Annotated in this window: 23 protein-coding genes, 4 pseudogenes and 1 riboswitch; of the genes and pseudogenes, 12 read left to right on the forward strand and 15 right to left on the reverse strand. The window is 71.1% G+C overall.

The genetic code is table 11. The annotated features are described in order from the left end of the window. The 8 genes and pseudogenes from OG595_RS37490 to OG595_RS37525 form a co-directional block, all read right to left on the reverse strand. Positions 1-1,284, reverse strand: coding sequence for an adenosylmethionine--8-amino-7-oxononanoate transaminase (locus tag OG595_RS37490; RefSeq protein WP_329280011.1), 1,284 nt, complete (start codon positions 1,282-1,284; stop codon positions 1-3). Beyond that, positions 1,277-2,458 carry a biotin synthase BioB gene (bioB, locus tag OG595_RS37495; protein ID WP_329280013.1) on the reverse strand — a complete coding sequence of 394 codons (1,182 nt, stop codon included), beginning with the start codon at positions 2,456-2,458 and terminating at the stop codon, positions 1,277-1,279. Before bioB ends, OG595_RS37490 begins: the two co-directional genes overlap by 8 nt. 427 nt (positions 2,459-2,885) lie before the next feature. Continuing rightward, positions 2,886-3,314 (reverse strand): annotated as a pseudogene (locus tag OG595_RS37500) (transposase family protein); the annotation flags it as partial. A 167-nt stretch (positions 3,315-3,481) separates the two neighbouring features. Beyond that, positions 3,482-3,745, reverse strand: a complete 264-nt coding sequence (locus tag OG595_RS37505) for a hypothetical protein (RefSeq protein WP_329280015.1) — start codon at positions 3,743-3,745, stop codon at positions 3,482-3,484. A gap of 50 nt (positions 3,746-3,795) precedes the next feature. Continuing rightward, a pseudogene (locus OG595_RS37510) lies at positions 3,796-4,077 on the reverse strand (PIN domain-containing protein); the annotation flags it as partial. A gap of 117 nt (positions 4,078-4,194) precedes the next feature. After that, positions 4,195-4,509: pseudogene (locus tag OG595_RS45485) on the reverse strand (transposase); the annotation flags it as partial. Positions 4,510-4,705: 196 nt separating this feature from the next. Continuing rightward, a complete protein-coding gene (locus tag OG595_RS37520; protein ID WP_329280017.1) occupies positions 4,706-4,921 on the reverse strand; it encodes a hypothetical protein in 216 nt (71 codons plus the stop codon). A gap of 226 nt (positions 4,922-5,147) precedes the next feature. Further along, a complete protein-coding gene (locus OG595_RS37525; RefSeq protein WP_329280019.1) occupies positions 5,148-5,780 on the reverse strand; it encodes a glyoxalase in 633 nt (210 codons plus the stop codon). A gap of 257 nt (positions 5,781-6,037) precedes the next feature. Between OG595_RS37525 and OG595_RS37530 the strand changes: the two are divergent. Beyond that, positions 6,038-6,136: pseudogene (locus OG595_RS37530) on the forward strand (ECF transporter S component); the annotation flags it as partial. A 197-nt stretch (positions 6,137-6,333) separates the two neighbouring features. Further along, positions 6,334-7,461, forward strand: a complete 1,128-nt coding sequence (locus tag OG595_RS37535; protein ID WP_329280021.1) for an 8-amino-7-oxononanoate synthase — start codon at positions 6,334-6,336, stop codon at positions 7,459-7,461. 121 nt (positions 7,462-7,582) lie between these two features. Here OG595_RS37535 and OG595_RS37540 read toward each other — a convergent pair whose 3' ends face one another. Next, positions 7,583-7,807 carry a DUF397 domain-containing protein gene (locus OG595_RS37540; protein ID WP_329280023.1) on the reverse strand — a complete coding sequence of 75 codons (225 nt, stop codon included), beginning with the start codon at positions 7,805-7,807 and terminating at the stop codon, positions 7,583-7,585. A gap of 9 nt (positions 7,808-7,816) precedes the next feature. Further along, on the reverse strand, positions 7,817-8,674 hold the full coding sequence (locus OG595_RS37545; protein WP_329280025.1) for a helix-turn-helix domain-containing protein: 858 nt from the start codon (positions 8,672-8,674) through the stop codon (positions 7,817-7,819). 212 nt (positions 8,675-8,886) lie between these two features. Between OG595_RS37545 and OG595_RS37550 the strand changes: the two genes are divergently transcribed. Continuing rightward, positions 8,887-9,348 carry an ATP-binding protein gene (locus OG595_RS37550; protein ID WP_329280027.1) on the forward strand — a complete coding sequence of 154 codons (462 nt, stop codon included), beginning with the start codon at positions 8,887-8,889 and terminating at the stop codon, positions 9,346-9,348. 10 nt (positions 9,349-9,358) lie between these two features. Here the strand turns inward: OG595_RS37550 and OG595_RS37555 are convergent, their stop codons facing one another. Continuing rightward, positions 9,359-10,291, reverse strand: a complete 933-nt coding sequence (locus OG595_RS37555; RefSeq protein ID WP_329280029.1) for a LysR family transcriptional regulator — start codon at positions 10,289-10,291, stop codon at positions 9,359-9,361. Positions 10,292-10,407: 116 nt separating this feature from the next. Between OG595_RS37555 and OG595_RS37560 the strand changes: the two genes are divergently transcribed. After that, positions 10,408-11,037, forward strand: a complete 630-nt coding sequence (locus OG595_RS37560) for a LysE family translocator (RefSeq protein ID WP_329280032.1) — start codon at positions 10,408-10,410, stop codon at positions 11,035-11,037. A gap of 56 nt (positions 11,038-11,093) precedes the next feature. On the opposite strand, the gene OG595_RS37565 is transcribed toward OG595_RS37560, so the two are convergent. The 3 genes from OG595_RS37565 to OG595_RS37575 form a co-directional block, all read right to left on the reverse strand. Further along, a complete protein-coding gene (locus OG595_RS37565) occupies positions 11,094-11,567 on the reverse strand; it encodes a C40 family peptidase (protein WP_329280034.1) in 474 nt (157 codons plus the stop codon). A 3-nt stretch (positions 11,568-11,570) separates the two neighbouring features. Next, a riboswitch (cyclic di-AMP (ydaO/yuaA leader) is annotated at positions 11,571-11,750 on the reverse strand. A gap of 383 nt (positions 11,751-12,133) precedes the next feature. Next, entirely contained in the window at positions 12,134-12,442 is a 309-nt protein-coding gene (locus tag OG595_RS37570) for a hypothetical protein (RefSeq protein ID WP_006374491.1), read from the reverse strand. A gap of 7 nt (positions 12,443-12,449) precedes the next feature. Then, positions 12,450-13,094 (reverse strand): ATP-dependent Clp protease proteolytic subunit, encoded by a 645-nt coding sequence (locus OG595_RS37575; protein ID WP_329280039.1) that lies wholly within the window; start codon positions 13,092-13,094, stop codon positions 12,450-12,452. Between the two features lie 310 nt (positions 13,095-13,404). Here OG595_RS37575 and OG595_RS37580 point away from each other — a divergent pair, with 310 nt between their 5' ends. Next, the gene (locus tag OG595_RS37580) at positions 13,405-13,680 is read left to right on the forward strand and encodes a type II toxin-antitoxin system Phd/YefM family antitoxin (RefSeq protein WP_329280041.1); all 276 of its coding nucleotides are present in this window, start codon (positions 13,405-13,407) and stop codon (positions 13,678-13,680) included. A 114-nt stretch (positions 13,681-13,794) separates the two neighbouring features. Here the strand turns inward: OG595_RS37580 and OG595_RS37585 are convergent, their stop codons facing one another. Next, positions 13,795-14,832 (reverse strand): ABC transporter permease, encoded by a 1,038-nt coding sequence (locus OG595_RS37585; protein ID WP_329280043.1) that lies wholly within the window; start codon positions 14,830-14,832, stop codon positions 13,795-13,797. A 108-nt stretch (positions 14,833-14,940) separates the two neighbouring features. On the opposite strand from OG595_RS37585, the gene OG595_RS37590 reads away from it, so the two are divergent. From OG595_RS37590 to OG595_RS37620, 7 genes are all read left to right on the forward strand, one after another. Beyond that, positions 14,941-15,591 (forward strand): TetR/AcrR family transcriptional regulator, encoded by a 651-nt coding sequence (locus OG595_RS37590; protein WP_329280045.1) that lies wholly within the window; start codon positions 14,941-14,943, stop codon positions 15,589-15,591. A 111-nt stretch (positions 15,592-15,702) separates the two neighbouring features. Further along, positions 15,703-16,005 carry an urease subunit gamma gene (locus tag OG595_RS37595; RefSeq protein ID WP_055535472.1) on the forward strand — a complete coding sequence of 101 codons (303 nt, stop codon included), beginning with the start codon at positions 15,703-15,705 and terminating at the stop codon, positions 16,003-16,005. A 14-nt stretch (positions 16,006-16,019) separates the two neighbouring features. Then, positions 16,020-16,331, forward strand: coding sequence for an urease subunit beta (locus tag OG595_RS37600; protein WP_329280047.1), 312 nt, complete (start codon positions 16,020-16,022; stop codon positions 16,329-16,331). Beyond that, positions 16,324-18,045, forward strand: coding sequence for an urease subunit alpha (locus tag OG595_RS37605; protein ID WP_329280048.1), 1,722 nt, complete (start codon positions 16,324-16,326; stop codon positions 18,043-18,045). Before OG595_RS37600 ends, OG595_RS37605 begins: the two co-directional genes overlap by 8 nt. A 27-nt stretch (positions 18,046-18,072) precedes the next feature. Beyond that, positions 18,073-18,738, forward strand: a complete 666-nt coding sequence (locus OG595_RS37610; protein WP_329280050.1) for an urease accessory protein UreF — start codon at positions 18,073-18,075, stop codon at positions 18,736-18,738. A gap of 261 nt (positions 18,739-18,999) precedes the next feature. Then, on the forward strand, positions 19,000-19,680 hold the full coding sequence (ureG, locus tag OG595_RS37615; protein ID WP_329280053.1) for an urease accessory protein UreG: 681 nt from the start codon (positions 19,000-19,002) through the stop codon (positions 19,678-19,680). Beyond that, positions 19,677-20,447: an urease accessory protein UreD gene (locus OG595_RS37620; protein WP_329283506.1), complete on the forward strand. Its 771-nt coding sequence runs from the start codon at positions 19,677-19,679 to the stop codon at positions 20,445-20,447. The genes ureG and OG595_RS37620 overlap by 4 nt, the downstream gene beginning before the upstream one ends. Positions 20,448-20,624 lie beyond the last annotated feature (177 nt).

The following is a 20,624-nucleotide window of genomic DNA, read 5'->3' on the forward strand; positions in this document are numbered from 1 at the left end:
TCATCCCTCCTCGGCCGCCGCGCACACCGCGCGCGCGATCCGGGCCACGTCGGCGTCGCCGGTGACGTACGGCGGCATGGTGTAGACGAGGTCGCGGAACGGCCGCAGCCAGACGCCCTCGCGCACGGCCGCCGCCGTGGCCGCCGCCATGTCCACCTCGTGGTCGAGCTGGACCACCCCGATCGCACCCAGCACGCGTACGTCCCGGACGCCGGGAAGGTCCGCCGCCCCGGCGAGTCCGTCCCGCAGTCCGGCCTCGATCCGTTTGACCTCCGCCCGCCAGTCCTGGTCGAGCAGCAGCCCGATCGAGGCACAGGCGACAGCCGCGGCAAGGGGGTTGCCCATGAAGGTCGGGCCGTGGGCGAGTACCGGGACCTCGCCGCGCGAGATGCCGTCGGCCACCCGTGGCGTGCACAGCGTCGCCGCCATCGTCAGGTAGCCGCCGGTCAGCGCCTTGCCCACGCACATCACATCCGGGGTCACCGCCGCGTGCTCCGCCGCGAACAGCGCGCCCGTGCGCCCGAACCCGGTCGCGATCTCGTCGAACACGAGCAGCACGCCGTACGCGTCGCACGCCTCGCGCAGCACCCGCAGATAGGCGGGGGAGTGGAACCGCATCCCGCCCGCGCCCTGCACCACCGGTTCGACGATCACGGCGGCCAGTTCGTCGGCGTGCCGTTCGATCGTCGAGCGCAGCCGGTCGGCGTACGACTCCTCGTACTCCGTGGGAGGCGCGTCCGTGAACACCTGGCGGGGCAGGACGCCCTGCCAGAGCTCGTGCATGCCGCCCTCGGGATCGCACACGGACATCGGCTGCCAGGTGTCGCCGTGATAACCGCCGCGCCAGGTCAGTAGACGCTGTTTCGCCGGACGGCCCACCGAACGCCAGTACTGCAGACACATCTTGACCGCGACCTCGACCGACACCGACCCCGAGTCGGCGAGGAAGACATGCTCAAGCCCCTCCGGCGACAAGTCGACAAGGAGCTTTGCCAGCCGTACGGCGGGCTCGTGGGTGAGCCCGCCGAACATGACGTGGCTCATCCGCGACAGCTGCTCGCGCGCCGCCTCGTTGAGCACCGGGTGGTTGTAGCCGTGGATCGCCGACCACCAGGACGACATCCCGTCGACCAGTTCACCCGCCCCGCCCGCCAGCCGCAGCCGCACCCCGCTCGCCGACTCCACGACGAGCGGTTCGACCCGGCCGGGCATCGGCCCGTACGGATGCCAGACGTGACGCCGGTCCAGGTCCAGCAGGTCGGGCAGGGGCAGGGTGTCAGGCATTGGGCGCGAGGTCCGTCCCGGCACCTCGGCGGCGTACGGTGACCAGGTCCGTACGGGGTTCGCTCACCGTCGGTGCGGCGGGGGCGGCCGTACCGCAGACACCGCCGCCCTCGTGCGACCCGCAGCCGTCGCCCGCGGACTCGTGGGACCCGCATCCGCCACGCACCGCCGCCCGGTGTTCCGGCAGCGTCACCTGGTCGGTGCCCTCGATCTCGAAACCGGCGTCGGCGATCATGTCGAGGTCGGCCTGGCCGGCCTGGCCCTCCGTGGTGAGGTAGTCGCCGAGGAAGATCGAGTTGGCGAGGTTCAGGGCGAGCGGCTGCATCGACCGCAGATGGACCTCACGACCGCCCGCGATACGCACCTCCGCGTCCGGGCACACGAACCGGACCATCGCCAGGATGCGCAGGCACCGCTGGGGGGTGAGGTTCCACTCCTTGGCCAGCGGGGTGCCCTCGACCGGGATGAGGAAGTTGACCGGAACCGAGTCCGGGTCGAGCTCACGGAGCGAGAAGACGACGTCGACGAGGTCCGCGTCGCTCTCGCCCATGCCCGCGATCAGGCCCGAGCAGGCGGACAGTCCGGCCGCGTGGGCCTTCTGGACGGTGTCGACCCGGTCCTCGTAGGTGTGGGTGGTGGTGATGCCGCCGTAGGTGGCCTCGGACGTGTTCAGGTTGTGGTTGTAGGCGTCCGCCCCGGCCTCGCGCAGCCGCTCCGCCTGGCCGTCGGAGAGAAGGCCCAGGCAGGCGCACACCTCGACGCCCTCGTTCTGGTCCTTGATCGCCTTGATCGTGCCGGCCACCCGGTCCACGTCCCGGTCCGTCGGACCGCGCCCGGACGCCACCAGGCAGACCCGCTTGGCACCCCCGGCCAGTCCGGCCGCCGCGGCCTTCGACGCCTCGTCCGGCTTGAGCCAGGTGTACTTCAGGATGCCGGTGGTGGAGCCGAGGCGCTGCGAACAGTAGGAACAGTCCTCCGGGCACAGGCCCGACTTCAGGTTGACCAGATAGTTGAGCTTCACCCGCCGCCCGAACCAGTGCCGGCGCACCTTCCCGGCCGCGGCCACCACATCGAGGAGATCGTCGTCGGACGTGGCCAGCACGGCCAGCGCCTCTTCGCGGGTCGGCAGCTCGCGCCGCAGCCCCTTGTCCACCAGCGTCGTCAGCAGGTCCATGGAAGCCGATCCTGACGTATCCGACCGGCTGAGGGAAAGGAGGGTTCGTACAACAGAGGCGCTTCGACGTGTGGGGTATGTAACACGTCCGCCCCGGTACGCAGGGTCAACAGAGAGCATGGAAGACCGGGTCAGAGGCCCAAAGTCCGCATCTCACCGCCGATTTGGTGAGAGACATGTGTGAGACGAAAGGGTCAGCGGATCAGTATGGAGGGTTCCTACAACACCCCCGAAGGGGCTGTTCCCTCAAGTGCCGTCCGTGACGTGGTGCGGGCTGTTCCAGAAGCTCTCGACATCCCTCACGCTCCGTCCGTGGGGGACCGCGAGACGCACGACAGGGTCATGAGCGAACAGGCCATGGACGCGACAATCGCGCTCCGCAGCGTACTGGACGGGTGCCCCCTCGAAATCGAGTGATTGAGGGTTTTCAGCGGTGCCGCTCCAGGGCGAGGACGGCCTGGGCGATTGACGTCATGCGGTTCGGGCCGCATCGGGCTCTGCGGAAGATTCGCCAGGATTTGAGGCGGGCGATTCCTCGTTCGACAGGTACGCGAGCGGCGGACAGCGCCCGGTTGACCGTCCGCTCGGTCGTGGTGAGTTCGCCTTGGGGCGGTCGGCGTTTGGGGGTGGTGACCCACTGGCCCGCGCCGATGTAGGCCATGTCGGCGAGGACGGGGACGCCTTGGCGCTCGCCGATTCTGATGATCCTGTGGGTGCGGGCGGCGGTCAGGTCGGGTGTGCGGCCGGGCAGGGCGGGTGAGAGCCACAGCGTGCGACCGGCCGGGTCCGTGATGACCTGCACGTTCACACCGTGCCGCTTGTGCTTCGTCGAACAGTCTGCGCGCCGGACGCCGACGCCGCTCGGCACACGGCTCCGACGCATCGCCCCTCGGTCAGGCGGACGGTGTGCCGGTGAGGACCTCGGCCTGGCCGGTGTCGGGAGAGCAGCAGGGGCTGACCACGGCCAAGTCGCCCGCTTCCGCTGCGGCGCGAGGTCCCGGTCGGACCTCGCGCCGCAGCGGTCTACTTGTGAGAGGCGCGGACGCCGAAGCGGTAGGAGCCCGACCCGACCTCGAACACGGCGGCCCCGTTCTCCATCCGGAGGAACCGGACCCCCTTCGCCTTCCCGACCGGTCCGCCGCCCTCGGTGACCGCCCGGCGGGTCGGCCCCCACAGCCGGTGGCTGTGGGGGCGAGTGTGGCCGAGGTACGGGCCTGGGGCCGCGAGCGGGGCATGGATGTGCCGTGCCGGGGGCGGCTCCGTGCCGAGGTCTGGGAGGTCTGGCATGCCGCCCACTCCGGCTCACGGAGGGCGTGAGCGGTTGGTGCCGTGGCGGCCTACCGGTCGTGCAGCACCTTCGGGCGGGTGACGGGGACCACGGTGAGCAGGTCGTCCAGGCCCTTGAAGTCGTCCGGGTCGGTGGTGAACAGGGGCAGGTCTTCCGCGACGGCGATGGAGGCGATCATCAGGTCGGCGATGCGGCGCCGAGGTTGGCGTCCTGTGCTGATGACGGCGGCGCGGACGCGGCCGTGGATGCGGGCGGCTTCCGCGTCGAAGGGGATGGGGTCGAACTCGTTCTCGGCGCGCTGGAGAATGTCCGTGCGGCGGGCGCGCTCGGCTGTTCGTCCTAGTCGTTCTGCTCGGCGTTGCCGCGTACAGTCGGTGCGCTGGTTGTCACCTGCCGCTACCAGTCCCAGCTCGCGCAGCCGCTCCAGCCCCCGCTCCTCCATGCCGTGGGCGACGACACGGGAGCGGAACTCCGACAGCACGCTGTGGTCGAAGACCGGATCCTCCAGGGCCAGGCCGAGCGTGTACTTCCAGGACAGGTTCTCCCGGACCTCGTCCGCGGCCTGCCGGTCGGTGAGGTTCGTGGCCTTCTGCAGCACCCTGACCAGTGCGAGCCGGCCCGGCGACCAGCCCGGCTTGCCCGCCCGCCCGAACCCGTCGGCGTAGGCGGCGTCCGGGAACAGCTCGCCCAGCCGGTCGCGGACCTGCACCGCCAGCGGGGCCTCCCGTCTGCCCGAGTGCGTCATCCGGACCGTCGCCACCATCTGCGGATCCGGCTGAGGCCAAGGCTGCACCGACACGACACGCTCCGATCCGAGAAGACCCACGAGTGATGACCAGCGCTCATGGTCCACGGCCTGCTCGTCGCGCTGCTACCCCTGGCGCACGGGCAGACCCACGACCGACTCCGCCAGTCATCACGACGCCCGCCAACTCGGCTCCAAAGCAGGGCAGTTGGAATTAACCACCAAGATCGCGCAGGGTCCGCGTCTGCAGCGCGAGGCCTTGACCGCGGGCCGCCGTGCATCGCCGAAGAGACTTGAAGCCGGTGACGCGGACGCGGAAGTCGCTATTGGTCACGGGGTCGGGTTCGCGGGCGGCCTGGGTGCAGCGTTCCAGGTGGAGCTGGTTGGCGTGCCGGCCCGCCGTGGCCGTCTGGTTGGCGACGTGGGCCATGAATTTGTCCGGCCCGCAGATATGCGAGTGCTGTCGGATCCTGTGCGCGCGGCTCTGTGGATAGCGCGGTCCTCAGGGATGTCGGCCGCCCCGCCGTGGTGAAATCCCTTTCGTCCGGCCGTCGGCGGCGCGGGGACCAGTCCGGGTCTTCGGCGATGCGATGCAGCCGTAGGCCATAGGGGGGCCTCCTCTGTAAGTGCCGTCCTGTAATCGGAGGTCACTCGGGTCAGGCGGTGACGGTCAGAGGAGTCATGGTTTCCCAGAGGAACCCGTCCGGGTCGCTGAACGGGTCGGCGTCGCTGGAGAGCACCAGCCGGTGCGATCCGGTGCCGACGGCGGGGACACCCGCGTCCTTGGCGAGGGCGCGGCGCTTGTACAGAGCCAACTTGACGGGGCCCGGCCCGGTGGCGAACTCGACGTACTTGCCGCCGAAGCTCTTTCCCACAGTGAGACCCTGTTCGATGTAGAACTGCTTGCTGGCCTTCACGTCCTCGACGCCCAGCAGGAGCACGAGCTCGTCGAAGTCCCGGGTGACCGGGCCCGTGTCCTTCTTCGCCGATGTCGCGATCTTCCAGATCGTGCCGTCCGGGGACTGAACGACGCCGCCGTAGCCCCACAGGGACTTCGAGGTGGGCTTGAGGGCGGTGGCGCCGGCGTTGAGGGCGGCGCCGACAAGCGCGTCGACGTTGCCCGGCTGGGACACCACGAGCGACAGGGTGAAACCGCGGAAGCCGGTCGTGGGGGCTTCGGAGGCACGCAGTCGCACTGGCGGCGGGACCAGTCCGAATGCGGTGGAGTAGAAGCGGGCGGCGGCTGTGGTGTCGGCCACCTCAAGGGTGACGGAGTCGATGGAGTTCATGTCCTCGACGGTAGGGCGGCCGAGTCGCCGATACTTCTCGAAAACTGCTCGGTCTGGCCCGCTGGGGCCCCGGGCCCGAGCGGCCTTCGGACCGCCGCCCCGCCTACCCGAGCCGTGGTCGGCGTTGAGCAGCCGGGCTGGTGCGACGCGCTCGCGCCCCTGTCAGTCGGCGCCTTCCCCGTACCGGACAAGCACGGAGAGTTACCGCTCGGGACGCTCTGGCTGGCGTCACGCGCTTTCGGCATCGTCCGGTGGCGCACTTCTTCGGATTCCTCCTCACCCTCTCCTTCTGGCCGTTCGCCCTCGACCCGAACAGCCCTGTCGCCTATCTGCCCGGCCTGCCCTCCACCAAGCAGTGCTGTTAGGTCTTGAGCATTGCTCGACAGACTGTGAGGAACGATCTTCGATCCAGGGCGTGATACGGCCTCTGACGTGGTCTTTATCCTTGCTTGATAAAACCCGCTGTGGGTATTGCCACATCCGGGGTGTCAGAGGGTCCAGCTAGGGTCTGTTCACTGCCTACAAACGTGTAGCTGCGCGGGAGGACCGACCCATGGCGTTCGGCTGGATCGACGAGCAGGCCGAGGCGCGACGCCGCGCGGGACTCGTGCGGACCCTGCGGCCCCGCCCCGCCGACTCCCCGCTCCTCGACCTCGCGAGCAACGACTATCTCGGCCTGGCCCGCCACCCCGAGGTCACCGAGGGCGCGGCGCGGGCCGCCCGGCGGTGGGGCGGGGGCGCCACCGGCTCGCGGCTCGTCACCGGCAGCACCGAACTGCACGCGGAACTCGAACGCGAACTGGCCGACTTCTGCGGTTTCGAGGCCGCCCTGGTCTTCTCCTCCGGCTACGCGGCCAACCTCGCCGCGGTCACCGCGCTCGCACCGCACGGCTCCCTCGTCGTCTCGGACGCGGGAAACCACGCCTCGCTGATCGACGGCTGCCGCCTGGCCCGGGGCACGACCCAGGTCGTCGGGCATGCCGACCCGGACGCAGTCCGCAAGGCTCTCGGCACGCACACCGGGCCCGCCGTGGCCGTGTCCGACACCGTCTTCTCGGTCGACGGGGACGCGGCACCGCTGGCCGAACTGGCCGCCGCCTGCCGGGAGTTCGGCGCCGGGATGGTCGTCGACGACGCGCACGGGCTGGGGGTTCTGGGTGAGGGCGGGCAGGGGTCGGCGTACGCGGCCGGGCTGGCGGGCGCGCCGGACGTCGTCGTGACGGTCACGCTGTCCAAGTCGCTCGGCAGCCAGGGGGGTGCGGTGCTGGGGCCGGCCCCGGTGATCGAGCACCTCGTCAACGCGGCCCGTACGTTCATCTTCGACACCGGCCTCGCCCCCGCTGCGGCGGGCGCGGCCCTCGCGGCCCTCGGGCTGCTGCGCCGCGAGCCCGAACGGGCCGCACGGGCGCGTGCGGTGGCGCGTGATCTGTACACCCGGCTGACGGCTCAGGGGCTGGCGGCGGTGCGGCCGGACGCGGCCGTCGTCTCCGTGCGCGCCCCGTCACCGGAGGGGGCCGTGCGGTGGGCGGCCGACTGCCGGGCCGCGGGAGTGGGTGTGGGCTGCTTCCGCCCGCCGTCCGTGCCCGACGGAGTGTCCCGGCTGCGGCTGACCGCCCGCGCGGACCTGGCCGAGGAACAGATCGCGCGGGCGGTACAGGTGATCGGCGAGAACCGACCGTAGATCCGTAGATCCGTAGATCCGTAGATCCGTAGATCCGTAGAACTGTGGATCCGTGGTGATGCGGGTGATCAGTGACACGCGACCATGAGTCGGCGAACCGCGGCCGTGCGTCGTGGGGCGATCACCGGAGCGCGGTGAGGAAACCCTCCCAGCTCTCGGGAGAGAAGAGCAGGATGGGCCCCGTCGCGTTCTTGGAGTCGCGTACGGCGAGCAGTCCGGCCCGGACTCCGGTGTCCGGACGGGCCGTCTCCACACAGTTGTTCGCGCCGGTGCTGTAGCTGCTGCGCAGCCATTGCGCACCGGGCGGTTCGACGACGGACAGTACGTTCCGAGGCAGTGCTGACATGGTGCCTCCTTACACGCCGTGATGCAGACCGGCGATGAAATCCAACGAGTCCTCGGGCGAAAGGGCGTGGATCTGAAGGGTGTTGAAGGCCTCGCTGTAGGCCTGGAGGTCTTCTTTCCGTTCGAGATAGAGGCTACTCACCATCTGGTCGAGAACAACCACATCCAAGTCAGAAGTGCTCGGAAAGGAGAAGATAACGAAAGGGCCGGTGATGCCGATATATGCCCCTGCGGCGAACGGCAGGATCTGGAGTTGCACCTGGGGCAGCCGGGCCGCTTCCATGAGGCGTCCCAGCTGACGCGTCATCACCTCCGGGCCGCCCACTTCACGGCGCAGCACCGCCTCGTCGAGGACCGCGCTCAGCGCCAGCGGCGGATCCGAGCGCAGTACGTCCTGCCGGGCCAGCCGCACCTCGACCAGCGCGTCCAGCCGGGCTTCCTCCAGGCCGTCCACGGCGGCCCGGGTCATCGCACGGGCGTACTCGCGGGTCTGCAGCAGCCCCGGTACCACCGAGGTCTCCAGGGTGCGCATCGTGCTGGCCTGCGACTCCAGGCTGATGAAGTCCCGGTAGGTGGGAGGCAGTACGCCACGGTAGGCATGCCACCAGTGGTGCCGGCCGCCGTGCTCGCCGCCCGCCAGCACGAGCAGCAGCTCGCGCGACTCGCTGTCCGGGACCTGGTACGCGTCGAGAAGTAACCGGACGTCGTCCGGCTTCACCCCGCTCGCGCCCGTCTCGATCCGGCTCACCTTCGACTGGTGCCAGCCCACCAGACGGGCCGCCTCACCGCTCGTGAGCCCGGCCCTGGCACGCAGCGCGCGCAGTTCGGCGCCCAGTTTTCGGCGGCGCACCGCGGGACCGTACTGCATGGGCCACTCCTTACTCCTAATGAGCCGCCCAAATACGATCTGGGGTCGCAGAGTTCACCGCTTCGAGCGACAGATATATGCATATCTTGGTGGATCGCACCCCGTGACCCGCGCGGGAATGGCAGTCTGGCGCGAAGCACCAGTCCGGGACCGTACTCGAACCAGCCGCTCCGTGTCGGGCCGCGGTCCTGTGGGAAAGGGACGACGTCGCCATGGCAGATCACCTGGAAGCATCCGTCACTCTGCCGAGCGATCCCGCCTCGGTCTCCGCCGCCCGTGCGTATGTGGCCAACGTGCTGGCGGAATGGGGCCTGCCGGGTGACACCGAGGCAGCCGACAGCATCCGTCTGATCGTCTCGGAACTCGCCACCAACGCCGTACAGCACACCTTCGGGTTGTCACCCACCTTCACGGTGGACGTCGCCCTCGACCGTGACGAACACCTGCGCATCGGCGTGACCGACAGTCACCCGCGCTTCCCCAAACGTCTGCCCGCCGCCGTGCAGCAGGACAACGGCCGCGGGATGGTCATCATCCGCTGGCTGACCGCGGAGTCGGGCGGCAGACTGCGCGTCCACCCCACCCGCGAGGGCGGCAAGACGGTGTCGATCGAACTCCCGTGGACGGTCCCGGCCAGGCCCCCGGTGACGGCGGTCGGCCAGCAGGAGCCGTAACGGTTCGGCCCTACGTCCCGCTGCCGTGGCCGACGCCGTGCGCGCGGCCGAACGCGCCCCGCAGCAGGGCGCGGAAGGCGTCCGCCGCGGGCGCGCTCTCGCCGGTGCGTCGGACGACCGAGATCGTCCGGCGGAGGTCGCCCGGTTCCAGCAGCCGGGTCCCGACCGGTGTGACCGCCGTGCGCGCGACCATCTCCGGTACGACCGCGACCCCGAGCCCCGCGCTGACCAGCGCGCACACCAGGGCGTACCCCGGTGTCGCCACCAGCACCGACGGGGTGGCACCGGCCCGGGCGAGGGCCGCCTCCACGCCCTGGCGGGGCGGATGGTCCGGCGCCATGCTGATCAGCGGCTGGCCCGCCAGCCCGGCCAGGGGCAGCCGTGACGTGTCACCCGCCAGCACATGGCCGGGCGCGGTCACCAGGACCAACTCCTCGACGAGGACCGGTTCGGCGGTGACCGACGCGGGCAGCGGCGCGGGTACGGCCGGTTCGTAGGTGTGCGTGAGCGCGAGATCGACCTCCCCGGCGGCCACGGCTGCCACCCCGGCGGGCGGTTCGTAGTCCGCGACCGACAGCTCCACGTCCGGATGGGCCCGGCGGAACGCGCTCAGTACCGGCGGCAGCAGCTGGATACCGGCCGTCTGGAAGGTGCCCAGCCGCAGCGCGCCGCCCGACAGGCCGGTGAGCCGGGCCAGTTCGTGCCGGGCGCGGTCCAGCTCGTCCAGCACCCGGCGGGCGCGCGCCGTCAGCAGCTCGCCCGCGGGTGTGAGCCGGGCGCCCCGGTGATGCCGTACGAGCAGGGCGGTGCCCGTCTCCCGCTCCAGCTTGGCGAGTTGCTGCGAGAGCGCGGGCGGCGTGTAGCCGAGGCGCTCGGCGGCGCGGGTGATGGACCCGGCCTCCGCGACCGCCACGAGAGCGGCGAGGCGTGTGGGGTCGTACATCCGGCTGCTCCAGGTAACGGGACGGGAGGCCATGATCGAGGCTTAACGGTTGCTTAAGGCAGACCCAGGTTATTCGACATACCTGTTGAAGGCCTGCCCCGGGCACGCTGGACGCCATGGACGCACAGCTCATCGCCTTCACCGGGGTCGCCGCGGGCATGGTCGCCATGCCGGGCGCCGACTTCACCGTCGTCGTGCGCAACGCCCTCGTCTCCCGGCGGGCCGGGGTCGCCTGCGCGCTGGGGATCACCGGCGGGCTGCTCCTGCACACCGCGCTGGCCGTCGCCGGTGTCGCAGCCGTGCTCACGGCGGTGCCCGCGCTCTTCAGGGCACTGCAACTGCTGGGCGGGGCCTACGTGTTGTACCTCGGGGCGCGGACGCTGTGGTCGCTGCGCGGGCCTCGGGCGGCGGTGGCCGAGGAGGCGCGGACCGCCGTACGTCCGTGGCGGCAGGGATTCGTCACCAACGCGCTCAATCCGAAGGCGCCCATCACGTTTCTGAGTCTGCTGCCGCAGTTCGTGCCGGCGGGCGCTCCCGCGCTGCCCCGGACGCTGCTGCTCGCGCTGATCATCGTGGCGCTTGCCCTGGTGTGGTTCCCTGCGGTGGCGCTCCTGGTGGACCGGCTCGGCCGGTGGCTGCGCCGGCCGCGGGCCGCCCGGGCCGTCGAGGCGGTCACCGGCACCGCGCTGACGGGCCTCGGCGCGCTGCTCCTGCTGGAGCCACCGCTGTCGCTTCTGCCGCTGTGACGGGTCCCGGGCCGGGACGGCTGCCTGCCTACGGCCGCCGTCCCGCCCCGGGGAGGTCAGCTGACCCGGCCGTACCAGACGCTCTTCGTCCAGATCTTCTGGAGCTTCACGACTTCCCCGGTCTTCGGGGAGTGCCAGATCTTTCCCTTCCCGGCGTAGATGCCCACGTGGTAGACGTTCGAGCCCGAGTGGAAGAAGACCAGGTCTCCGCCCCGGCGGCTCTTGGCGGCTATGTGCTTGGTCTTGTTGTACTGGGCCGCTGCCGTACGAGGCAGGGACTTGCCCGCCTTCTTGAACGAATACTGCGTGAGACCGGAGCAGTCGAACCTCTTCGGTCCCGCGGCGCCGTACTTGTAGGGCGAACCCTTCTTCGAAGCCGCGATCTGAAGTGCCTTCGTCGACGGGGCGATCGCCGCGGCTTCGGTTGCGACTCCGGGGATCACCAGGCTGCCGCCGACGGCGGCGAGGGTGAGAGCCGAGGCCGTACCGGCACGGGTCATCAGCGACGGGACACGATTGAGCGCAGACATGCGCAACCCTTCGTCAGCCGCCTGTGAAGGATGACCTGTCGGATTCGGGCTGGCGAAGTTGCCCGGCCGCTGACGCGGCTTCACCCCAAGGGCTGCTCGGCCCGGTCATGGCGTGACCGTTCCGGCGACCCGTCGTGCTTGGGTCCTCCACTCCTGCCGATGCACATCTGTCGACCGGTCATCCAGGCGGCGGCAGGACTCGGCGTCCGCCCGGATCGCCCCGCCGCTTGTGGCGGGGGCTTGTCGTCAGGAAGGGATCTTGGCTCATGGAAGTAGGAAAATCCCAATGGAATCGGGGCTTTGTGGTGTTACTCACCGCTGACCCATTCGGGTGGACACCCTTACTCCCGGACGACTTTCGAGGGGGTCGCGCACCCTCGGACCAGCGCTTGAGCGGTCTCGTTTCGGTCACGAACTACGCGCGTCGCGCAAGCCGAACGGGCCGCTCGGGGGACCGGCGACTACTCCAAACGGGGGATGGGGTGCAGTCACTTCCCGCCGCGTTCCGGACACCCGGGCGCCGCCGCACACGGGTCCGCCCGGCACGCGTCCGCCGCCCGGACGGGTCAACTGGCGGGCTCACGCGGAACGGTGACGCGCGCCGTGCGGCGCTCCCCGTCGAGGACGCGCAGCGCACGCGCCAGCGTATGGGCGTGCACCTCGGCCTCGCCCCGCTGATGCATCAGCTCCAGCGCGTCCCGCAGCGCCACCGCCTTGGCGACCAGCGCCTGCGCGGCCCGCAGCCCGCGGTACGTGTCGCCGTGGTAGGCCGGGTTGATACGGCCGAGCAGATCGGCGACTTCGAGGTAACGGTCGATCAACTCGCCCTCCGCGCGCGTCAGGGCGGGCAGCGGAGGCAGTTCGGGCGGAAGCATCGGCGGCTCACCTCGTGCCGGGGGCGGGGGACGACGACTTGCGGCTGGGCACGATCCGGTCCACCAGGCCGTACGCCAGGGCGGCTCGGGCATCGAGGATCTTGTCCCGCTCGATGTCGGCGGCGACCTGCGCCGGGCTCTGTCCGGTGTGCCGTACGAGCAGTTCTTCCAGCAGGTTACGGACCCGGCCCAACTCCCGGGCCTGAATGGCGAGATCGCTCGCCTGCCCGTGGACCGGCTCGGCCAGCGAGGGCTGGTGGATGAGCACCCGGGCCCCCGGCAGCGCGCTGCGCTTGCCCGGCGTACCCGCCGCCAGCAGCACCGCCGCGGCGGAGGCCGCCTGCCCCAGACAGATCGTCTCCACCTCGCAGGTGACGTACTGCATCGTGTCGTAGATCGCCGTCATCGCGCTGAACGAGCCGCCGGGGGAGTTGATGTAGAGCGAGATGTCGCGGTCGGGTGCCAGGTATTCGAGGTGCATGAACTGGGCCATCACGTCGTTCGCCGAGGTGTCGTCGACCGGAGTCCCGAGAAAGACGATCCGTTCCTCCAGGAGCTTCGAGTACGGATCGAGTGTCCGGCTCCCGGCGCTGGTGCGTTCGGTGAACTCGGGCAGGACGTAGCGGGCTGACGGGTCGTCGGTGTCCTTCATGGCGCGCGCCTCCTCGGTGGCTTCCGTAAGAAATGTACAGGACGTACAGAGGCTGGCGCGAGGGATCCGCGAGGTGCTCGCTGACGGCGAAAACCCCGGGGAGCGGGCTGTTCCACGGGGATTCCGGGCCGTCTTCGGGTGGAGGCCGGGTGGGCGGGGCCTCGGCCGGTCCGGCGACGAGGGTGAGGTGAGTGGCGGTTCCGCGCCGAGGCGCCGGGCCCGGGGACGTACGGGCGCCGACCGGGAACCGGGCGCCGATCGGCCCGACGTCCGCGGCCCGATGCGCCGGGCAGGCTCTAGGCTGGAACACATGGCCTACGAGATTCCGGTGACGCAAGCCAGGGCTGAACTCGCCGACCTGATCAACAAGGTGGTGTACGGCGGTGAGCGCGTCGTCGTGACGCGGCACGGCAAGCCCCTCGTCGCCCTGGTCTCCGCGGCCGACCTGGAGCGCCTCGACGAACTGGACGCGGCGGAGGAACAGGTCGTCAGCGCGGTCTCCAGTGTCAGGGAGGTCGCCGCCGCGCCCGTCGAACGGCAGAGGTTCGGCATCGCGGCGGAGCATCGCGGGTCCGGAGCGCGCTGAGCCGACGGACGGACCGGCCGGCGAGGGTGCGCGGCACGAGAAGGCCGGGTGTCCCCATCCGGTGCGGCGGGAGCACCCGGCCGGGCCCGGGCCCGCTTCCGGCGCGGGCGGCGGTCAGGTCAGCAGAGCGGGCTCCCGCTCGGTGGCTGCCCCCACCGGCTCACCTTTCCCGTCCTCCCTGCGGCGCTTGAGCGCGCTGCCCAGCAGTACCGCGCCGAGGCCGAGCGCCGCCCACCAGGTCAGGGTCAGGGCGGGCCCCAGGGCCGCCGCGCCGTCGAAGAACGACACCGAGCGGAGCAGGGAGGCGCCCGCGCCCGGCGGCAGCCACTGGCCGATCGTGCCGACCGGGTCGGGCAGCAGCTGCGGGGCGCTGGAAGCGCCGGAGAACGGGTTGCCGAGCAGGACCACGGTCAGACCGCCGACGCCGATTCCCGCGGTGCCCAGCAGCGCGGCGAGTCCGGCGACCGCGCCGCTCACGGCCAGCGTCGTCAGCCCCAGTGCGGCTGCCTCGGCCCACCAGTCGCCGGTGAGCACGCCGAGCCAGCTGTGCGCGAGCGAGGTGGCGACGACGCCGACCAGCGCGGCGGCGGCGAGCAGCGCGCCGGCCGCCCGCACTCCGCGCAGACCGAGCAGGGTGACCACGGCACCGGCGGCCACACCGGCGAGTGCCAGCGGCAGCACGCTCGCGCCGAAGGCGGCGCCGCGAGGGTCGTTCGCGGCGGCGGGGACCACGTCGACGGTCCTTGCCCGGGCGTCGGATCCGCCGGACCGCGCCGTCTGTTCGGTCACCGCCTGCTGGAGGAGCTGGGCGACGACGGGACTCGCGGCCGACGCGGTGAGCAGCTCGGGGCCCTGGGCGGTGACGACCACGGCACCGTATACGGTCCGGTTCTCGATGGCGGCCCGGGCGGCGGCCTCGTCGGCGTAGCGGTGGATCTCGAAGGCGCCCTCGTGGGCGGACAGCTGCCGTTCGACCTGTGTCACCGCGGTGGCCGGGCCCGCCACGCCGAGCGGCAGGTCGCGGGGGGCGGTGCGGGCGGCGGGCCAGGCGAAGGCCCAGAGCGCCAGCGCGACCAGGGCGGGGACCAGGACGATGACGGCGATCATGTGGCGGTGGTGCCCCTGGGCGCTCGCGGCGGACGTGGTGGGCATGGCTTCCCTCGAATCTAAAAAGAAGGATCGTTCGTTTTAGGGGTGTCACCACCGTCCCGTGGGCGGCCTGCCTTGTCAAGAAGGAATGTTCGTTTTACTTTGTGGGGCATGGCCCGCGTATCCCAGGAACACCTCGACGCCCGACGCCGTCAGATCCTCGACGGGGCGGCACTCTGCTTCGCCCGCAACGGCTTCCACGCCACGTCGATGCAGGACGTGCTCAAGGAGGTCGACCTCTCCGCCGGTGCCGTCTACCGCTACTTCAGTGGCAAGGAGGAGCTGATCGCCGCCATCGTCACCGAGGTGCTGGAGGAGGTCGGGAACGCCTTCGAGGCGGCGGGAGAGCAGAGCCCGCCTCCGGCGCCGGACGTGATCCTGGGCGAGGTGATGGGCAGGATGCTGGGCCTGCGCCCCGGGCTGGCGCACGAGGGGGTGGCCGTCTTCCCCCGCCTGATCGTCCAGGTGTGGGCCGAGACGCTGCGCGACGACGAACTGTCGAAGGTGCTCGACGAGGGCTACGCCAAGGTCCGGGAGGCCTGGGTGCGGCTGGTCGAGCGCTATCAGGAGACCGGCATGATGCGGGCCGACGTACCGGCCGAGAGCGTCGCGCGGACCATGATCGCCGCGGCCCAGGGATTCGTCGCGCAGATGGCCCTCTTCGGCAACGCGCCGGTGGAAGTGCTTCAGGACGGTCTGCGCGGTCTGATGAGCTTGGGCGGGCCCGCTCCGTGTGACCCGGGTGGGTCACAGGCCGGTTAACGTCCTTGAAACCCCGGCCAACTAGCGTGCCCATCTCGCCACCAGCGGTTTTGGTGGCATCGGGCAACCGGACCCCGCACGGTCCGGAGCGAGGATGTGAGGTGGGAAGCCGTGCAACTGACCCCGCACGAGCAGGAGAGGCTGCTGATCCATGTGGCGGCGGACGTGGCCGAGAAGCGCCGGGCCCGCGGGCTCAGGCTGAACCATCCCGAGGCGGTCGCGCTGATCACCTCGCACATCCTTGAGGGCGCCCGTGACGGACGTACGGTCGCCGAGCTGATGTCCTCCGGACGGAAGCTGCTGACCAGGGAGGACGTCATGGAGGGCATCCCCGAGATGATCCACGACGTCCAGGTCGAGGCGACCTTCCCGGACGGCACCAAGCTCGTCACCGTCCACGACCCGATCGTCTGAGGGGAGGGGCTGCCGTGATTCCCGGAGAGATCCTGTTCGCCGACGGGCCCGTCGTGTACAACGAGGGCCGCGAGGTCACGTCCATGACCGTGCTGAACGCCGCCGACCGGCCCGTCCAGGTCGGCTCCCACTACCATTTCGCCGAGGCCAACCCGGGCCTGGAGTTCGACCGCGCCGCAGCGTGCGGCAAGCGGCTCAACATCGCCGCCGGCACCGCCGTGCGCTTCGAACCCGGGATCCCCGTCGACGTAGAACTCGTTCCGCTCGCCGGCGCGCGCATCGTGCCCGGACTGCGCGGGGAGACCGGAGGTGCCCTCGATGCCTGAGATCTCGCGTGCCGCGTACGCCGACCTGTTCGGCCCCACCACCGGCGACCGCATCCGGCTCGCCGACACCGACCTGCTGATCGAGATCGAGGAGGACCGCAGCGGCGGCCCCGGACTCGCCGGTGACGAGGCGGTGTTCGGCGGCGGCAAGGTCATCCGTGAATCCATGGGCCAGGCCCGCGCTACGCGCGCAGACGGCACCCCGGACACGGTCATCACAGGTGCGGTGATCGTCGACCACTGGGGCATCGTCAAGGCCGACATCGGCATCCGCGACGGCCGGATCACCGGCATCGGCAAGGCGGGCAACCCCGACACGATGGACGGGATCCACCCCGACCTGGTCATCGGTCCGGAGACCGAGATCATCGCGGGCAACGGCCGGATCGTGACGGCGGGCGCCATCGACGCGCACGTCCACCTGATCTGCCCGCAGATCGCCGACGAGGCGCTCGCGTCCGGGGTCACGACGCTCGTCGGCGGCGGTACCGGCCCGGCCGAGGGCTCCAAGGCGACGACGGTCACCCCCGGCCCCTGGCACCTCGCCCGGATGCTGGAGGCGATGGAGCAGTACCCGCTCAACTTCGGCCTGCTCGGCAAGGGCAACACCGTCTCGCACGACGCGATGCTGTCCCAGATCCGCGGCGGCGCCCTCGGCCTGAAGATCCACGAGGACTGGGGCTCGACCCCGGCCGCCATCGACGCGGCCCTGACCGTCGCCGACCGCACGGGCATCCAGGTCGCCATCCACACGGACACCCTCAACGAGGCCGGCTTCGTCGCTGACACGCTCGCGGCCATCGCCGGCCGCGGCATCCACGCGTACCACACCGAGGGTGCGGGAGGCGGGCACGCGCCGGACATCATGTCGGTGGTCTCCGAGCCGCACGTCCTGCCGAGTTCGACCAACCCGACGCGGCCGTACACCGTCAACACCGCCGACGAACACCTCGACATGCTGATGGTCTGCCACCATCTGAACCCGGCGGTGCCGGAGGACCTGGCGTTCGCCGAGTCCCGGATCCGGCCGTCGACGATCGGTGCGGAGGACATCCTTCACGACCTCGGCGCGATCTCCATCATCTCGTCCGACGCGCAGGCCATGGGCCGGGTCGGCGAGGTCATCATGCGGACCTGGCAGACGGCCCATGTGATGAAGCGGCGCCGGGGAGCCCTGCCGGGCGACGGCGGCGCCGACAACCATCGAGTACGTCGCTATGTCGCCAAGTACACGATCAACCCGGCCCTCGCACAGGGCCTCGCGCGGGAGATCGGCTCCGTGGAGAAGGGCAAGCTCGCCGACCTGGTCCTCTGGGAACCCGCCTTCTTCGGGGTCAAGCCGCATCTCGTCATCAAGGGCGGGCAGATCGCGTACGCGCAGATGGGCGACGCGAACGCCTCGATCCCGACCCCGCAGCCGATCCTGCCCCGGCCGATGTTCGGGGCGATCGGGCGCGCACCGGCGTCCAACTCGTTCAACTTCGTCGCCCAGTTGGCGATCGAGGACGGGCTGCCCGAACGGCTCAGGCTCGGCAAGCGGTTCGTCGCGATCGAGTCGACGCGTGCGGTGACCAAGGCCGACATGCGGGAGAACGACGCGCGACCGGACGTACGGATCAACCCCGACAGCTTCGCCGTGCACATCGACGGGGAGCTGGTCGAGGCCACTCCGGCCGCCGAACTGCCCATGGCGCAGCGGTACTTCCTCTTCTGATGAGGAGGAACTGATGGGGAGGTTCCGATGAGCAGGGCAGCACTGCTCGTCCTGGCCGACGGCCGTTTTCCCGCCGGAGGGCACGCGCACTCCGGCGGGGCCGAGGCAGCCGTCAAGGCGGGGCGTGTCACCGGGGCCGCGAGCCTGGAGGAGTTCTGCCGGGGCCGGTTGCACACGACGGGGCTGGTGTCGGCGGCGCTGGCCGCCGCTGCGGCCGGTGGCGTCGATCCGGTCGCGCTCGACAGCGCGGCGGACGCGCGGACGCCGTCACCGGCGTTGCGCGCCGCCGCACGGAAGCTGGGGCGGCAGTTGACGCGAGCCGCGCGGGCGACCTGGCCGTCGGCCGAACTCGACGCACTGGCACGGGAGTTCCCCAAGGGGGCGCATCAGCCGGTGGTCCTGGGGCTCGCTGCGCGGGCGGCGGGGCTGGGGCCGGAGGACGCGGCGTACTGCTCGGTGTACGAGTGCGTCAGCGGGCCTGCGACGGCGGTTGTGCGGTTGCTGAGCCTTGATCCGTTCGATGCGACGGGGGTGCTGGCGCGGTTGGCGCCGGAGTTGGATCGTGTGGTGGACCGGGCGGTGGAGGCGGCGGCCGGGGGTGAGGTGGACGCGTTGCCGGCGGCTTCTGCGCCGATGCTGGAGGTGAGTGCCGAGGGGCATGCGGGGTGGGCGGTGCGGTTGTTCGCGTCGTAAGGGTTTCTCGCCCCCGCCGTCCCTACCCGTCCCGTATCGGGGGCGCTGCCCCCGAACTTCCGCTCCTCAAACGCCGGAGGGGCTGGATTTCAGCCTGTCCGGCGTTTGAGGACGAGGCCTCTTCAGGGCCGAAAGCGGGGGTCTGGGGGCGGCAGCCCCCAGGAACGGGACGGGTAGGGGCGGCGGGGGGCGAAGAAGGGACCGAGCAGTCGCCTCGGGTACGCCACAGCACACAGAGACCAGGAATCGGAGCCGTATCTCATGCACCTCGACCACTCCCACGCCCAGGCCGGCGCAGTCGTGAGCGCGGACGCGCACCGTCCCGACGGCGCTCGCCGCGCCCTCCGTATCGGCCTCGGCGGGCCCGTGGGGTCCGGGAAGACCGCCACCGTCGCCGCCCTGTGCCGCGCCCTGCGCGAAGAACTGTCCCTCGCGGTCGTCACGAACGACATCTACACCCGCGAGGACGCCGAGTTCCTGCTGCGCGAGGCCGTGCTGCCGCCCGAGCGCATCACCGCCGTCGAGACGGGCGCCTGCCCGCACACCGCGATCCGCGACGACATCTCCGCCAACCTCGAAGCCGTCGAGGACCTGGAGGACGAGGTCGGGCCGCTCGACATCGTGCTCGTCGAGTCCGGCGGCGACAACCTGACCGCCACCTTCTCCAAGGGCCTCGTCGACGCGCAGATCTTCGTCATCGACGTCGCGGGCGGCGACGACATCCCGCGCAAGGGCGGTCCTGGCGTCACCACCGCCGACCTGCTCGTCGTCAACAAGACCGACCTCGCGCCGTACGTCGGCTCCGACCTCGCCCGGATGGCCGCCGACGCGAAGACGGCGCGCGGGGAGATGCCCGTCGTCTTCCAGTCGCTGCGCAGCGAGGCCGGGGTCGGGGACGTCGCCGCGTGGGTGCGGGCGCAGCTCGCGGCGTGGACGGCATGACCACCGGCGTACGGGCCACCGCCCGGATCGTCGCCCGGGCGGACGGCCGGGGCGGTACCGCCCTGCCGGTGCTCGACGGTGACGGCCCGCTGGCACTGCGCCGTATCCGCGCACACGGCGACGAGGCCCGCGTCATGCTGGTCGGCGCCATGAGCGGCCCCCTCGGTGGTGACCACTTCACCGTCGAGGCGGAGGTGGCTCAGGGCGCCCGGCTGCATCTGGCGTCCGCCGCGGCCACCATCGCGCTGCCGGGCCAGGCGAAGGGCGAGGCCCGCTACGACGTCCGGATCGCTGTCGCCGACGGCGGTGAACTCCGCTGGCTGCCCGAGCAGTTGATCTGCGCCCAGGGCAGCGAGCTGTACGTCGCCACGCGTGTCGACCTCGCGCCGGGCGCCCGGCTCGTGTTCCGTGAGGAGCAGGTGCTCGGGCGCTCCGGTGAGGAACCCGGACGGCTCGGCAGCCGGCTCACGGTGCGGGTCGGGGGGCGCGTCCTCCTCGACCAGGAGCTGTCCTGCGGTCCCGGAGCGCCGGGCGGCTGGGACGGGCCCGCCGTACTGGCAGGACATCGCGCCCTCGGTCAACTCGTCGTCGTACGGCCGGAGTTCGCGGACGCGCCGATCGAGTCCCGGCTGTTGGGGGAGGGTGCCGCGCTCATGCCGCTCGCCGGGCCCGCCGCGCTGGTGACCGCGGTCGCGCCCGACGCGCTGCGGCTGCGCCGGGTGCTGGACGAGGCGCTGGCGGCCCTGGAACCGTCCCGTATCGGCTGATCGCCCGGCAGGTCCGGCACGTCCGCCGGTCACGCCAAATCCACACACCGCACTGAATGTCCGCTGAGCGTAACTCTCTTCACCGTTTATCGGATTGGTAAAGAACGCCGTCCACCCCCTGTTCACAGGTCCTGCACAGCGGCGAGGATCGGGCCCGTCACCGACCGAGAGCAACTA

It is taken from the genome of Streptomyces sp. NBC_01451, assembly GCF_036227485.1.
Lineage (GTDB): Bacteria > Actinomycetota > Actinomycetes > Streptomycetales > Streptomycetaceae > Streptomyces.